The 14,976-nt window shown below is 64.8% G+C and carries 14 protein-coding genes; 7 read left to right on the top strand and 7 right to left on the bottom strand.

Going from position 1 to position 14,976, the window contains the following annotated elements; all coding sequences use genetic code 11:
* The first annotated feature begins 108 nt into the window (after window positions 1-108).
* Genes BM002_RS01625 through BM002_RS01635 form a run of 3 tightly spaced genes read left to right on the top strand, consistent with a single transcriptional unit; the run spans window position 109 to window position 2,182 of the window.
* Window positions 109-1,227 (top strand): bifunctional 2-C-methyl-D-erythritol 4-phosphate cytidylyltransferase/2-C-methyl-D-erythritol 2,4-cyclodiphosphate synthase, encoded by a 1,119-nt coding sequence (locus tag BM002_RS01625; protein ID WP_245749094.1) that lies wholly within the window; start codon window positions 109-111, stop codon window positions 1,225-1,227.
* The gene (locus BM002_RS01630; RefSeq protein ID WP_175484772.1) at window positions 1,224-1,703 is read left to right on the top strand and encodes a phosphatidylglycerophosphatase A family protein; all 480 of its coding nucleotides are present in this window, start codon (window positions 1,224-1,226) and stop codon (window positions 1,701-1,703) included. Before BM002_RS01625 ends, BM002_RS01630 begins: the two co-directional genes overlap by 4 nt.
* A complete protein-coding gene (locus tag BM002_RS01635) occupies window positions 1,700-2,182 on the top strand; it encodes a CinA family protein (protein WP_092776648.1) in 483 nt (160 codons plus the stop codon). The genes BM002_RS01630 and BM002_RS01635 overlap by 4 nt, the downstream gene beginning before the upstream one ends.
* On the opposite strand, the gene BM002_RS01640 is transcribed toward BM002_RS01635, so the two are convergent.
* A complete protein-coding gene (locus BM002_RS01640) occupies window positions 2,161-2,616 on the bottom strand; it encodes a type II toxin-antitoxin system RatA family toxin (RefSeq protein WP_092776650.1) in 456 nt (151 codons plus the stop codon). The two genes, BM002_RS01635 and BM002_RS01640, sit on opposite strands and share 22 nt — an antisense overlap.
* 69 nt (window positions 2,617-2,685) lie before the next feature.
* Between BM002_RS01640 and hpt the strand changes: the two genes are divergently transcribed.
* Complete coding sequence (gene hpt / locus BM002_RS01645) at window positions 2,686-3,222, top strand: hypoxanthine phosphoribosyltransferase (RefSeq protein WP_092776652.1); 537 nt, start codon at window positions 2,686-2,688, stop codon at window positions 3,220-3,222.
* 39 nt (window positions 3,223-3,261) lie between these two features.
* Here hpt and BM002_RS01650 read toward each other — a convergent pair whose 3' ends face one another.
* The 6 genes from BM002_RS01650 to BM002_RS01675 all read right to left on the bottom strand — a co-directional run bounded on the left by BM002_RS01650 (window position 3,262) and on the right by BM002_RS01675 (window position 11,343).
* A complete protein-coding gene (locus BM002_RS01650) occupies window positions 3,262-4,860 on the bottom strand; it encodes a hypothetical protein (protein ID WP_139212210.1) in 1,599 nt (532 codons plus the stop codon).
* 160 nt (window positions 4,861-5,020) lie between these two features.
* Window positions 5,021-6,118 (bottom strand): ABC transporter ATP-binding protein, encoded by a 1,098-nt coding sequence (locus tag BM002_RS01655; protein ID WP_092776656.1) that lies wholly within the window; start codon window positions 6,116-6,118, stop codon window positions 5,021-5,023.
* 25 nt (window positions 6,119-6,143) lie between these two features.
* Window positions 6,144-7,781: an alpha-amylase family glycosyl hydrolase gene (locus BM002_RS01660; protein ID WP_092776658.1), complete on the bottom strand. Its 1,638-nt coding sequence runs from the start codon at window positions 7,779-7,781 to the stop codon at window positions 6,144-6,146.
* A gap of 8 nt (window positions 7,782-7,789) precedes the next feature.
* The gene (locus tag BM002_RS01665; protein WP_092776660.1) at window positions 7,790-8,926 is read right to left on the bottom strand and encodes a carbohydrate ABC transporter permease; all 1,137 of its coding nucleotides are present in this window, start codon (window positions 8,924-8,926) and stop codon (window positions 7,790-7,792) included.
* Entirely contained in the window at window positions 8,926-9,930 is a 1,005-nt protein-coding gene (locus BM002_RS01670) for a carbohydrate ABC transporter permease (protein WP_092776662.1), read from the bottom strand. The genes BM002_RS01665 and BM002_RS01670 overlap by 1 nt, the downstream gene beginning before the upstream one ends.
* A 63-nt stretch (window positions 9,931-9,993) precedes the next feature.
* Window positions 9,994-11,343: an ABC transporter substrate-binding protein gene (locus BM002_RS01675; protein ID WP_092776664.1), complete on the bottom strand. Its 1,350-nt coding sequence runs from the start codon at window positions 11,341-11,343 to the stop codon at window positions 9,994-9,996.
* A gap of 232 nt (window positions 11,344-11,575) precedes the next feature.
* Between BM002_RS01675 and BM002_RS01680 the strand changes: the two genes are divergently transcribed.
* From BM002_RS01680 to BM002_RS01690, 3 genes are read left to right on the top strand one after another with little or no spacing between them, the layout of a single operon-like run.
* The gene (locus tag BM002_RS01680) at window positions 11,576-12,601 is read left to right on the top strand and encodes a substrate-binding domain-containing protein (protein WP_092776666.1); all 1,026 of its coding nucleotides are present in this window, start codon (window positions 11,576-11,578) and stop codon (window positions 12,599-12,601) included.
* A complete protein-coding gene (locus BM002_RS01685) occupies window positions 12,556-13,917 on the top strand; it encodes a GH1 family beta-glucosidase (protein ID WP_245749095.1) in 1,362 nt (453 codons plus the stop codon). Before BM002_RS01680 ends, BM002_RS01685 begins: the two co-directional genes overlap by 46 nt.
* A gap of 15 nt (window positions 13,918-13,932) precedes the next feature.
* Window positions 13,933-14,889: a glucokinase gene (locus BM002_RS01690; protein WP_092776670.1), complete on the top strand. Its 957-nt coding sequence runs from the start codon at window positions 13,933-13,935 to the stop codon at window positions 14,887-14,889.
* Window positions 14,890-14,976 lie beyond the last annotated feature (87 nt).

The following is a 14,976-nucleotide window of genomic DNA, read 5'->3' on the forward strand; positions in this document are numbered from 1 at the left end:
GCCCAAAATATAGGCAATCATATGCCGACTTGCCCGTCTGGTTGTCAGCTTCGGGGTCGCGCTATAGGAACGGGGCGGGGTTATTGCCCCGGGACCCGAGGTGCCAGATTGACCCGCACAGATGCCACAGCGCTTATTGTCGCCGCCGGTCGCGGGCAGCGTGCAGGTGGCGGGATTCCCAAGCAATATCGGGACCTTGCCGGGCGTCCGGTGCTGGCGCGCACGGTGGAGGCCTTTGCTGGCCGGGTCGGCGCGATTGTGGTGGTGATCCACCCCGATGACCGCGATCTTGCAATGGCTGCCATTCCTGGCGTGCACCTGATCGACGGCGGGGCGACGCGCGCCGCGTCGGTCCGTGCGGGTTTGGCCGCAGTTGAAACGACGAAGGTTCTGATCCACGATGCCGCGCGGCCCGGGGTGACGGGGGCGATCATCGACCGTGTGTTGGACGCGCTGGATCACGGCGACGGGGCCGCACCGGCGCTTGCGGTAACCGATGCGCTCTGGTCCGGGTCGGTTCGTGTGGAGGGCTTGGCCGACCGTCGGGGGCTTTGGCGCGCACAGACACCGCAGGGGTTCGACACGGCTCTGATCCGCGCGGCCCATGACGCCTTTGACGGTGAGGCGGCGGATGATGTGGAGGTCGCGCTGGCCGCAGGGCTGGACGTCGCCATCGTGGCGGGTGACGAAGCAAACATGAAGATCACCGCACCGGAAGATTTCGCCCGCGCAGCCAAGGGGTTGGAGATGGATATCAGGGTCGGCAACGGGTTCGACGTGCATCGGTTTGGCCCCGGAGATCACGTGGTGCTCTGCGGCGTCAAGGTGCCCCATGGGCGTGGGTTGCAGGGACATTCGGACGCGGATGTCGGCCTGCATACCATTACCGACGCCATCTATGGCGCGCTGGCCGAGGGCGATATCGGGACGCATTTTCCCCCGTCCGAGGCTGAGTGGAAGGGAATGGACAGCGCCGTCTTCCTTGATCACGCGGCAAATCTGGCGCGGACGCGGGGCTATGCGATTTCCAACGTGGACGCGACGCTGATCTGCGAATTTCCCAAGATCGGCCCCCATGCGCAGGCGATGCGGGGCCGCGTCGCCGAGATTATCGGGGTGGAGGTCGGGCGCGTTTCCGTCAAGGCGACGACGACCGAGCGGCTCGGCTTTGCGGGGCGTGGCGAGGGCATCGCCTGCCTTGCCACGGTCACGCTGGTGCGCGGATGATCGCGCGGGCGGTCGCCACGGTCGGCTTTGTCGGCCTGATCCGGCCCGCGCCGGGCACATGGGGGTCTTTGGCCGCCCTGCCCCTTGGCTGGCTTGCGATGCAGGGCGGACCGATCCTGTTCACGGTGCTGACGCTGCTGATCCTGCCGCTCGGGTTTTGGGCCACGACGGAAGTGACGCGGGGCAAGGCCGATCACGACCCCTCGGAAGTCGTCATCGACGAGGTTCTGGGCCAGTGGATCGCCCTTTTGCCGCTGGTCTGGGGGGCCGCGCAGGCGGGCGTGCCGGTCGAACGTCTCTGGCCCGGGTGGATCGCGGCGCTGCTGCTGTTTCGTCTGTTCGATATCTGGAAGCCCGGCCCCGTCGGCTGGATGGATCGGCGGACCGATGCCTGGGGTGTAATGCTGGACGATGCGGTCGCCGGAGGAATGGCTGCCATTTGCGTCATGGCCCTGGCCGCGCTGGCGCATCTATGAGCATCGCGGGCGATCTTCTGAACCTGTGCCGGTCCAAATGTCTGACAATTGCAACGGCGGAAAGCTGCACCGGGGGCATGGTCGCGGTCGCGCTGACCGACTTGCCCGGATCATCGGATGTTTTCCTTTGGGGCGCGGTGACTTACGCCAATTCGGCCAAGCGGTCGCAATTGGGCGTTGGTCAGATGACGCTGGTGTCTCATGGGGCGGTTTCCGAACCCGTCGCGCGGCAGATGGCAGAGGGCGCGCGGGTCCGGTCGGGGGCCGATCTGGCGGTATCGATCACCGGGATCGCGGGCCCTGGAGGGACGGCGACCAAACCCGAAGGACAGGTCTGTTTCGCCATTGCGACCACGGCCGGGACGCAGACGCGGACCGTTCAGTTCGGCGCCCTGGGCCGGGATGCGGTGCGTCGGGCCGCACGGGATACGGCCCTGGAAATGCTGCTGGAGGCCGCTCAGGCCGCCGACGCGCCGTAAAGCTGCCGCGCGCGCTTTTCGAAGGCCGCGACAACGCGCTGCATCGCCTCGTTGAAGACGACACCGACGACGCGCCCGATGATCGGGTTCCGAAATTCGAAATCGACCCAGAAATCCACTTCGCAGCCGGACGCGGTCGGCGTGAACGTCCATTCCGATTGCAGATGACGAAACGGGCCGTCGAGGTATTCCGTCTCGATCCGCTTTTTGCCGGGCCAGAGGGTCACGCGCGACCCGAAGCTTTCGCGGAAGAGTTTGAAGCTGATGATGAGGTCGGCGAGCATCACTTCGCCCTCGGGCCCACCGGTTCGCGACCGGATCCGGGCGGCGGCGGTCCAGGGCAGGAATTCGGGATAACGGGCGACATCGGCGACGAGGTCATACATCTGATCGGGGGTATAGGGCAGCGCGCGGCGCTCGGAATGTCGGGGCATGGGGCCTCTTGGGCTTGGGGGCTTTCACATGTTAGGCCCCTCTTGGCCGATGGACCCGGGGGGAGCAATATGACTGAGCGTTATGTGATCGATCAGATGATCTCTGCCAAGGCCATCGCGGCCCGGATCGAGGCATTGGCCCGCGACATCGAGGCGCGGTTCGCGGGCACCGACAAGCTGATCGTGGTGGGCCTCTTGCGAGGATCGTTCGTGTTCATCGCCGACCTGGTGCGAGAGCTGGACCTGCCGGTCGAAGTCGATTTCCTGGAGGCGTCGAGCTATGGCGACGGCATGGAAAGCTCGCGCGAGGTCCGCATCCTGAAGGACCTGCGGGGCAAGATCGGCGGGCGCGACGTTCTGGTGGTCGAGGACATCGTCGACACCGGGCACACGCTGCACCACGTCACGAACCTGCTGCGATCGCGGGATCCGGCCCGGCTTGAGACGATTGCCCTGTTGGACAAACCGGCCCGGCGGGAGGTCGACATCAAGGCAAGCTGGACGGGGTTCGAAATTCCGGACGCTTTCGTGGTCGGCTACGGCATCGACTATGCGCAGCGGAACCGCAATCTGCCCTATATCGGCTGCGTGCGGATGCTGGAGTAGCGGCGCGCCGTCCACGGGGGGCGGCGCGCCGGCAAGGGCTCAGGCGCCGGGCATCCGGGCCTTGCGCAGGGCGTGCAGCTGGTTCGACGACATCGAGGAGATCGGATCGCCCTTGTAGTCCAGCTTGGGCAAGGCGCCCAATTGGCGGAAGAGGGCCACGATCACCGTGGAGGTCACCGCGATACCCGCAAGCGACTTGAAGAGCAGCGGCACGGCCACGAGCAGGGTCTGGTGATAGATCTGCGGCGTGAAGGTGACGATCGCGATTTGCAGCGGCGGGATCAGGATGAACGCCGTCCCGACGAGCATCGCGGCCTTGACCAGAGCCATGAACACCGTGCGCGGCTCGGCCAGGAAGCGGGGCATGATGAAGGGGATCGCCATGAAGGCGCCGAGGCCCGCGTAGGCATAGAGGGCGTACCAAGGATCCTGATTGTAGATCAGTTCGGGAAGGCGTGCGCTACCCTGCTGGATCATGCCGAAGGTCATGTAGGCGGTGCCGAGAAGGCCAAGGCCGAAGAGGCGCATGATGAGCCAGTCAGCCGCGCCGTAAGCCTTCATCGCGACGCCGAGCGCGGGCAGCGATTGCCGCGAGGCGGGCACGATCTTCTGGCCAGTCATCGCGGAAGCGGCGCTTTTGCGCGGAGCTTTCTTGAGTTCCTTGGGGAGCGGGCGATAGGTCACGATCGTGATCAGCGTCACGGCACAGACCGCAACCAGCGCGAAGGCCCACCGTTGCTCCAGCAGGATGGCGGGCACCGTCCAGCCGAGGCCGAGCTTGGCCAGGGCGGCGGGCCAGGCGGGGGCCAGGAACGCACCGGCGGCATAGACACCGAAGGCTGCCAGCGGCAGTCGCACGATCTGACGCAGGCGGACGGGCATGAAGAGATGCGCCTGACGCGAGACGGGAATCGGCGTCATGTAGGCGATGGCGATCAGCGCAAGCACCACAAGGCCGATGCCCGTGCGACGCCCGTCGGGCACGTAGTTGGCCCAAAGACCGTCATCGGCGAGCCAGAAGGAATGGGCGAGATAGGCTGCGGGCACCAGCAGGATCAGGCCGCCAATCCGCAGAAGCGCCCAGGACACCCAGATCGTCAGCCGGTTGGGCAGGCTGCGCGGGGCCGAGACAGCCTGTTCCACGGCTTTTTCGTGCATGTATTCGTCGATATCGATATGCGGCGCGATGGTCGGGTCTTCGGAATAATCGGGCCGATTGTCGAAGAGCTTGGGCAGGATCAGGATCACGGCCAGAACACCGGGAACGATCAGCGACCAGATCGGATTGGCGGCCGTCGCCTGTTCGACGAGCTCGGGCGGGATATGTCCCATCTGCGAGGCCACGGCGAGGAGCGGGATACAGAGGACCGGGGTCAGCCAGACGACCGCATAATGGGCCGGGATCCAGATCAGGTCATGCGGCTTGCGCGGCTGGCGAAGGCCCCGCGGCAGAAGCCAGGGGATGAGAAACGCGACCCCGAGAATGGCCGCAGCCACCAGGACGGATGCCGGGATCGCGGGCGGGACGACACCGGGCGGAGGCGAGACATCGAGCGAATAGGCGAAAGCGGCAATGGCAACCAGGCCGAGGCCGGTAAGCCGCAAATAGAGAGCATAGATAAATCGCACGAAAGCCATCGGGATCTCCGCAAAAACAGTCCAATCCTCCGAAATATGCCAGTGCATTCTGTCAAAAGTCGGGCGGTGACCTGACGGCGTTAGGACAATGCGCCCCGCTTTGCGTGGATCATCCGTTTGACCGGAGACAATCCGGCCAGATTGTCGGCACGGCGTCGCCCTAGCGATAGAGCAGCGAGACTCCGTCGCGGAAGATGTGGACCTTGGAGGGATCGGCGGTCAGGCGCATGGATTTGCCGCGCAGGCCGGTATGGATGCCCGGCAGCTTGGCCACCACTGGCTCCTGCCCGATCACGGGCTTCTCGAAATAGATCAGGGTGACTTCGCCCAGGCTTTCGCGAATCTCGATCGTGCCTTCGAAGGCATAGTTCTCGGCCTCGGTCTGGATGGCGTCTTCGGGGCGAATGCCGATGTTGACCTTGGCCCCCATGTCGTCATCGCGGCTTGGCACGTTGGACGTGATCGTCCCGCCGCCACGCTTGGTCTTGATCGTGGTTGTCTGGCCGGTGCCGACGATCTCGCCCGCGATCAGGTTCATGGCGGGGGAGCCGATGAACTGGGCGACGAATTCGCTGTTGGGGGTTTCGTAGAGTTCGAGGGGCGTGCCGACCTGCGCGATCCCCTTGTTGGCCAGCACGACAATCCGGCTGGCCAGGGTCATGGCCTCCACCTGATCGTGGGTCACGTAGATCATGGTGGAGTCGGGCATCGCCTCTTTGAGTTGGGCGATCTCGATCCGGGTGGCGACGCGCAGCGCGGCGTCGAGGTTCGAAAGCGGCTCATCGAAGAGGTAGACCTTGGGGTCGCGCACGATGGCGCGGCCGATGGCGACGCGCTGCCGCTGGCCACCCGACAGGGCCTTGGGCAGCCGGTCGAGATAGTCCGTCAGTTGCAACTTGTCGGCGGCGGCATTCACGGCGGCGTCGATGTCGGACTTCGACATCTTGGCGATCTGGAGGGCGAAGGACATGTTGTCGCGCACGGTCATGTGCGGATAGAGCGCGTAGGACTGGAACACCATGGCGATGCCCCGCTGGCTTGGGGGCAGGTCGTTGACCACGTTGCCGTCAATCTCCAGCGTGCCGCCGGAGATCTTTTCAAGGCCCGCGATCATCCGCAAGAGCGTGGACTTGCCGCAGCCCGAGGGGCCGACGAAGACGATCAATTCGCCCGTCTTGATGTCGAGGTCGATGTTGCGCAGCACCTCGACCTTGCCGCCGTAAACCTTGGCCACATCCGTCAGTTTCAGATTGGACATCTCTCGCCTCCCCCTCGTGTTTCGTTCAGACCGCGCGCAGGACGCTGAAGCCCCAATCGCCCAGTGCCAGCCCGCCGGCCCCCGGGGCAGTTGCCCCGACTCCCTCGACCGCGTGCCAATTTCCATCGGGCAACGCGATGCTCGCCGCCCCCTCCCCCATGTTGAAGGCGCAGAAGTAGCGTTCTGTGCCGTGCTCGCGCATGAAGCTTAACAGGTTGCCATCGGATTTGAGGCCAGTCTGGTCGCCAAGGCGCAGGGCATCGGACCCAGTGCGCAGGCCGATGACGGCCCGGTAATGCTGCAGGAGCGAGTCCGCTTCGGCATCCTGGGTCGCGGCAGACCGGCCCAGGTGCTCGGGCGCGACCGGCAGCCAGGGTTGGGCCGTGCTGAACCCGCCATTCTGGTTCGAAGGCTCCCAGACCATGGGCGTGCGGCAGCCGTCGCGCCCCTTGAACTCGGGCCAGAATTCGATCCCGTAGGGGTCTTGCAGATCTTCGTAGGCGACATCCGCCTCGGTCAGGCCAAGCTCTTCACCCTGATAAAGGCAGACCGACCCGCGAAGGCAGATGATGAGCGTCGCGTAAAGCCGCGCGCCCGCATCGTTCAGGCCCCAACGGGTCACATGGCGTTGCACGTCATGGTTGGAAAAGGCCCAACAGGCCCACCCATCGGGCGCCTCGGCCTCGAGCCGGGCGAAGACGTCGACGACGCGCGGCGCGGTCAGCGGCTCGGCAGCCAGGAAGTCGAAGGCATAGCACATCTGCACACCCTGCCGGTCGCGGGTGTATTCGCCCAAAAGCTCCATGCCGCGCTGCGCATCCCCGACCTCGCCCACGGCGCAGGCGCCGTAGTCGTCGAGCAGATCGCGAAACCGCTTGAGGAAGGCCAGGTTTTCGGGCTGGTTCTTGGAATAGAGATGTTCCTGATGGTTGTAGGGGTTGACCGAGGGCGCGATGGTCGCATTGCGCCGCTCGGGCGGCAGGGCCGGATTGTCGCGCAGCTGCGCGTCCGCGAAGTAGAAGTTGATCGTATCGAGGCGGAAGCCGTCGACCCCCCGCTCCAGCCAGAAACGCGTCACGTCCAGAAGCGCGTCCTGCACGTCCGGGTTGTGGAAGTTCAGGTCCGGCTGACTGGCGAGGAAGTTGTGCAGATAGTACTGCTGCCGCCGCCCGTCCCAATGCCAGGACGGCCCCCCGAAGATCGACAGCCAGTTGTTGGGCACCGTGCCATCGGGCTTGGGGTCGGCCCAGACGTACCAGTCGGACTTGGGGTTGTGCCGACTCGCGCGGCTTTCGGCGAACCACGGATGCTGATCCGACGAATGGGACAGCACCAGGTCGATCATGACCCGCACGCCGTGGCGGTGCGCGGTGGCGACCATCTTGTCGAAGTCGTCGAGCGTGCCGAACATCGGGTCGATGTCGCAGTAGTCGCTGACGTCATAGCCGAAGTCCTTCATCGGCGAGGTGAAGAACGGGCTGACCCAGATCGCATCGACCCCGAGGCTGGCGACATAAGGCAGCCGTTCGGTGATGCCCGCGATGTCACCGATGCCGTCACCCGACGTATCCTGAAAGGAACGCGGATAGATCTGATAGATGATGCCGCCCTTCCACCAATCGGGATTGGTCTGGGCACGCGGGGCTTCGGCGGTCGCGGTCATGTTTGGTCCTATTTGACGGAGCCGGCCAGCAGGCCGCGCACCAGGTAACGTTGCATGGAAAAGAAGACCACGAGCGGCACCGCGATGGACACGAAGGCCGAGGTGGCAAGGATTTCCCAGTCCCCCCCGCGCGAGCCCAGAAGGTTCACGAGGCGACCGGTCAGGACCAGGCTGTCGTCATCCGCGCCCAGGAACACAAGGGCCACCAGCAGGTCGTTCCAGGTCCAGAGGAACTGGAAGATGGCAAAGCTGGCCAATGCCGGGAACGACAGGGGCAGGATGATCTTGACGAAGATCTGGAAGTCGCTGGCGCCGTCGACCTTGGCATTCTCGATGATGTCGCGCGGCAGGCCGACCATGTAGTTGCGCAGCAGATAGATCGCGAGCGGCAGGCCAAAGCCGGTATGGGCCAACCATACACCCAGATAGCCCTTTCCGATCCCGATGGTGTTGTGGATCTGCAAGAGCGGGATGAGCGCCAGTTGCAACGGCACCACCAGAAGGCCCACGACCGTCGCCACCAGAAGGGCGCGACCGGGGAACTCCATCCAGGCCAGGGCATAGGCGGCAAAGGCCGCGATCAGGATCGGGATGATCGTCGCGGGAATCGACACGGTCAGCGTGTTCAGAAACGCCTGTCCGATCCCGGCGGCTGCTGTGCCGGTGAACAGGACGGTGCCGTAATTCTCGACCGTCCAGACCGGCGGGGACGAGGCGGTCATGAAGACACGCGGCAGGCGTGTGCCCTCGAACGTCTCGGGACCGGTCAGCACATAGGTGGAATCGTCGTTGACGGTCAGGGTCTGGCCGTCGCCCAGATCGACCGTCTCGCCAGGCTCATAGGCATTGGGTTCACGCGACGAGGTGCCCCAGGCGCTGACCGTGGTGTCACCCGAAATCAGCGTGCCCTCGATCACGAAGGCGTCGCCGGTGGCCGTCTCGTCCCCTTCGATCCGGATCGGAGAGAGCTGGCTTTCCTGTGTCGACAACGATTGCCACCAGCCGGAGCTGGAAATCTGATCGCCGGTGCGGAACGACGACACGAACAGGCCGACAGTCGGGAACAGCCACAGCGCCACAAGCACGACGACAGAGATATGGACGGCCCAGGTCAGCGACGATTTCTTGCCTGCGATATTGTCCATCAGCGCATCTCCTTGCGGGCGTTGATCACGTTCCAGACGAGGATCGGGGACACCAGCAGCATGATCGTCATGGCGGCGGCGGAACCGACGCCCCAGTCAAAGGCGCGGAACAGCTTGTCGTACATGTAGTTGGCCAGAACCTGTGTCTCCCACTGACCGTTGGTCATGGCGAGGACGATGTCGAAGACCTTGAGCACGACCAGGGTGATCGTGGTCCAGACCACCACGATGGTCGGCATGATCTGTGGCACCTTGATGCGAAAGAAGATCTGCCAGGGAGAGGCCCCGTCGACGATGGCGGCCTCGACCGTCTCTTCGGGGATGCCGCGCAGGGCCGCCGAGAGGATGACCATGGCGAAACCCGTCTGGATCCAGATCAGGACGACCATCAGGAGCAGGCTGTTCCAGGGCGAAATGGTCAGCCATTGCTGAGGCTCGCCGCCGAAGGCGACCCAGATCGCGTTGAGGACACCGATCTGGTCCGACCCTGCGGGCCGGGCGTCATAGATAAGTTTCCAGATGACCGAGGCGCCCACGAAGGAAATCGCCATGGGCATGAAGATCAGGGATTTGGCGAAGCTGCCCCAGCTGATCCGGTCGGTCAGCTGCGCCGCCAGCAAACCGAAGGCGGTCGAGGCGGCGGGCACGATGATGAGCCAGAGCATGTTGTTGAAGATGGCTTCGCGGAACTTCGCCTCGCCGATCATCTGCACGTAATTGTCGAGGCCGACGAATTCGCTGCCACCTCCGGGCACCCGCGTCTGGAATGACAGAAGGAACGTGGCGACAACCGGATAGGCCAGGTAGAGGCCCAGGGCCAGGATCGCCGGACCCATGAAAAGCCAGGGCCGGATCGCATTGGCCCGGTTGATGTTGCGCCCCGCATTGGGGCCGCTTGGCGGGAAGAAGACGCGGTCCAGAATGACGTTCGAGAACCAGAAGTAGCCGATGCAACCGCCAACACCGATGACGATCGTGATGAGACCCAGAATGGCCGGATGCATTGTCGTTCTCCCCCCCGAGATGGTGTCGGGCCGCCCCGGTCAGGGCGGCCCGTTCGGCATCGCTTACTGCGCGGGCCAGCTGGACTGGATTTCGGCGGCGACTTCGGCGGCGTCCTTGCCGCCGGCATAGTCGACCATACCGGTCCAGAAGGTGCCTGCGCCGACGGCGCCGGGCATCAGGTCCGACGCGTCAAAGCGGAAGGTCGTCGCATCCAGAAGGATCTGACCCTGCTTCTTGAGCGTGTCGTTGGCATACATGTCGGTGTTCACGCTCTTGAAGGGCGTCAGGAAGCCGGACTGCGCCATCCACAGCTCGTGGGCGATCGGCGTCTTCAGGAATTCGAGGAATGCGCGCGCGCCCTCGCCTTCCTTGGTGATGAATGCGAGCGTGCCCGCACCCAGGACCGGGTTGCCCAGATCCTTGCCTGCATAGGACGGCATGTAGAAGAAGTCGGCATCCACGCCCAGTTCCGTGCCTTCCGGGAAGAAGGTCGGGATGAAGCTCGCCTGGTGGTGCATGTAGCACTGCGGCGGGCTTTCAAACAGGCCCTTGGGGCTGTCGCGGAAGTCGGTCGAGGCGACGGCACCGGCGCCGCCGGCGACGAAGGCGTCGTTGCGGGCGAAATAGCCGAATTCTTCGATCGCGCCGATGACCGCCGGGTCGTCGAACGGGATGTCGTTGCTCACCCAGGCGTCATAAACCTCGGGGGGCTGCGTGCGCAGCATCATGTCCTCGACCCAGTCGGTCGCGGGCCAGCCGGTCGCACCACCCGAACCCAGACCGATGCACCAGGGCGTGCCGCCGTCTGCCGCGATCTGTTCGGTCAAGGCCTTGAGGTCCTCCATGGAGGTCGGCACTTCGTAACCAGCATCCTCGAAGTTCTCGGGGACGTACCAGACCAGCGATTTGACGTCGATCTTGTAGGGGAAGGCATAGAGGCGATCTTCGCCGTCGGGGCCGGCGTAGGTGCCCAGGCTGACCCAACTGTCGCCCGCAGCATAGTTTTCCTGAAGCCAGGCTTCGGTCTCTTCGCCCAGGGGCTCGATGAAACCACGGCTGGCCAGCGTGCCGATCAGGCCGGGCTGCGGCAGGATCGCGACGTCGGGCGGGCTGCCCGCTTCGGTGTCGATGACGATCTGCTGCTCGTAGTTCTCGGACGACGAATACTCGACATTGGCGCCGGTCGCGTCTTCGAAATAGGCGATGATGTTCTCGACAAGCGCCTGGTCGTCACCGCGCCAGGGGCCGAAGACGTTGACCGTCTGGCCCGACAGGTCGGTGGCGGCGGCGAATGCCTCGAGGCTGCCCCAGTTGAAGTCGCCCTCGCCCGGCGTGAAGGCCAGATGCCCGTCCGCCATCGCGACGCCAGTGGACAGCACGGCGATGGCCATGCCGGTGAGAAGTTTAGTCATTGTTCCTCCCTGCGGGTGACCCCGCGAATTGCTGCATCGCGGCATATTTTGAAACCGCTTTGACAATTCAAGGATGCGCGTTGCATCCCGATCTTGTCAATGGGCTTTTCGGGGCGGAACCTGTTGCAATGCGCAATTTTGGAGTTGCCAGTCGTCGTGCTTTCGGGGCACCCCAATAGGGCGCCCGGCAAATTGCGGCGCGAATCTAAACCGGTTTGGTAGGTGGTCCGGCGTGAACCTCAAGGAATTCTCGGATATTCTGGGCCTGTCGCCCACGACGGTCAGCCGTGCACTCGGCGGGTATCCGGAAGTCAAGGAATCCACCCGCCGTCGCGTTCACGAAGCGGCGCGCACCCATGGCTATCGCCCCAACCGGCGCGCGGCCTCCCTCGCCACCGGGCGCGCCATGGCCATCGGCCACGTCATCCCCACGGCCTTCAACCATGAGATGGTAAACCCGATCTTTGCCGACTTCATCGCAGGCGCGGGCGACGTCTACGCCCGCAACGGATACGACATGGTCCTGTCAGTCGTGCCGGACGGGGACGAGGCGCGCGCCTATCGCAATCTGGCGGACGCAGGGTCGGTCGACGGGCTGATCGTTCATGGCCCGCGCACCGACGACCCCAGGATCGCCATGCTGGAGGCGAACGCCCTGCCCTATGTCGTGCATGGCCGCGCGCCCATCGACACCATCGCCTACAGCTATGTCGACATCGACAACCTGCGGGCGTTCCGGCGGGCGACGGACCTCCTGCTGGATCTGGGCCACCGGCGGATCGCCCTTCTGAACGGGCTTGAGACGATGGACTTCGCCCGGCGCAGGCGCGACGGCGTGGTTCAGGCCCTGACGGCGCGTGGCCTGTCCTTGCAACCGCATCTGCACACCACGTCCGAGATGACGGAACACATGGGCCACGAAGGCGCGCTGCGGATGCTTCGGGGGGACGGGCCGCCGACCGCCTTCGTGGTCTCGTCGCACATCATGGCCATCGGGGTGCGCCGAGCCATCGGGGACGCCGGTCTGACCATGGGGCGCGATGTATCGGTGGTGATCCATGACGACATGCTCAGCTATCTGGCCAACGGCTCTACGGTCCCGGTGTTCACGGCGACCCGTTCGTCCGTGCGCGCCGCGGGACGACGCTGCGCCGAGGTGCTGATGGAGCGGATCAACGACAATTCCACCCCGCCCGTGCAGGAGGTCTGGGAATGCGACCTCGTGCTCGGTGCCTCGACCGGACCGGCCCCGCAATGATCGACTTCCAGTTCTCGCGCAGCGACTTCCCCGAGGGGTTCCTGTTTTCGGCGGCAACATCGGCCTATCAGATCGAGGGCCATGCCTTCGGCGGCGCCGGCCGGACCCATTGGGACAGCTTCGCCGAGACACCAGGCAAAGTCGACCGGGGCGAAACCGGCGCCATCGCCTGCGACCATTTCCACCGGTGGAAGGAAGACCTCGACCTGATCCGGGACGCCGGGCTCGACGCCTATCGCTTCTCGACCTCCTGGGCCCGGGTGATGCCGGACGGTGTGAACATCAACCCCGAAGGCCTTGATTTTTATGATCGGCTTGTGGACGGAATGCTGGCCCGTGGCATTCGCCCCATGGCCACCCTCTATCATTGGGAGCTGCCGGAGGTCTTGGGCAATGCGGGTGGCTGGACGATCCGCGACATCCCCGAGCGGTTCGCGGATTTCGCCGCCGTGATCGCGGAGCGCCTCGGCGACAGGCTCCATTCCGTAGCCCCCGTGAACGAGCCGTTCTGCGTCTCCTGGCTCAGCCATCACGAGGGGTATCATGCGCCCGGCCTGACGGGCCTCGGGCCCGCAGCCAAGTCGATGCACCACGTCGGGCTGGCCCATGGCCTCGCCGTTCAGGCCCTGCGCGCGCAGGGTGTCGGTAACGTCGGCGCGGCCTGCAACTTCGAATACGCCCTGCCCGCGACCGACAGCGTCGAAGATCGCGCGACGGCGACGATCTATGACGGCATCTATAATCGCTGGTTCCCCGGCGCGATGATCCGGGGGGAATACCCGCAGGATGTGCTCGACGGTTTGGCCGAACACATGCCTGACAACTGGCAGGATGACATGAAGATCATCTCGCAACCGCTTGATTGGTTTGGGGTCAATTACTACACCTGCCAGCGGATACGTGCCACCGGCGCGGCTTGGCCCGGTGTCGGGTCCGTGCCCGGCCCGCTGCCCAAGACGGACATGGGGTGGGAAATCTGCCCCGAGGGTCTGGCGTGGCTGGTGACGCGGCTGGCACGTGACATCACAGGGGACCTGCCGCTTTTCATTACCGAGAATGGCCTGGCGAACCCCGACACGCCCTTGCGACCCGACGCCGAACGCGTCGCCTATCTGGATGCGCACCTTGCCGTGGCCTGCGACCTGATCGAGAGCGGGGTGCCCCTGACCGGCTATACCTTCTGGTCGCTGCTCGACAATTACGAGTGGACGCTCGGCTATGCCAAGCGGTTCGGCCTGGTCCACGTCGATTTCGAGACGCAGACGCGCACCCCCAAAGCCAGCTACCACGCGCTTGCGCGTGCGTTGGCCCGTTGATACGGCGGCCCCATCATGACTGAACCGCTCTTCCTTGTGGCCGATGTCGGCGGCACCAATACGCGGGTGGCGCTGGCCCATGGCCGGACCGTCCTGCCCGAGTCGATCCGTCGCTATGCCAATCGCGATTTCGCCAATCTTGCGCCCGTGCTGCGGCAGTATCGGTCCGATCAGGGATGCGCGACGCCGCAAGGGGCCTGTGTCGCGATGGCCGGACCGGTCGCAGACGGCCGCGCGGAACTGACGAACCTCGACTGGTCCATCGATACCCATCGGCTGCTGGAGGCGACGGGGGCCAAGGACGCCGCGATCCTGAACGATCTGCAGGCCCAGGGTCATGCCATCGGCCATCTGAACCCGGGCGAGCTCGAGACGATCATCAAGGGCCCTGTCATTCCCGATGCGGCGCGCCTTGTGATCGGCGTCGGGACAGGTTTCAACGCCGCGCCCGTCCACGACACGCCCTCCGGTCGCTTCGTGCCGCCTTGCGAGGCGGGCCATGCCAACCTTCCCATCCGGACCGAGGACGAACTGCGTCTGTGCACCTTTGTGTCGACCGCTCACGGCTTTCCCGCAGTCGAAGATGTCCTGTCTGGCCGCGGGCTGGAACAGGTCTATCGCTGGCTGTCGTCCGAAGCGGGCGCGACCGAGGAATTCCGCGCCGCCGACATCATGGCGCGGCTGGGCAAGGATCCGCGCGCCGATGCCGCCGTGGCACAGTTCATTCGAATCATGGGCACGGTGGCGGGCAATCTGGCGCTGATCCATCTGCCCTTCGGCGGAGTCTTTCTCGTGGGCGGTGTGGCGCGGGCGATGGCGCCGCATCTGGCCGCCAAGGGCTTTGCCGACGCCTTCCGCGACAAGGGGCGTTTTGCCGGTTTCATGCATAATTTCCCGGTGACGCTGGTCACCGATGACTTTGCTGCCCTGACCGGTTGTGCTGCCCATCTGAGCGAACGCGCGCACCGTTAAGCAAATTCTGACCTTCGGATGTTGAGGTAACCCTTTTTTAGGGACCTGCGGTCTAGGCATGCCCTCACCACAGCGTGAGGCGTGCAA

The sequence above is a fragment of the Jannaschia pohangensis genome (genome assembly GCF_900113875.1).
Lineage (GTDB): Bacteria > Pseudomonadota > Alphaproteobacteria > Rhodobacterales > Rhodobacteraceae > Jannaschia > Jannaschia pohangensis.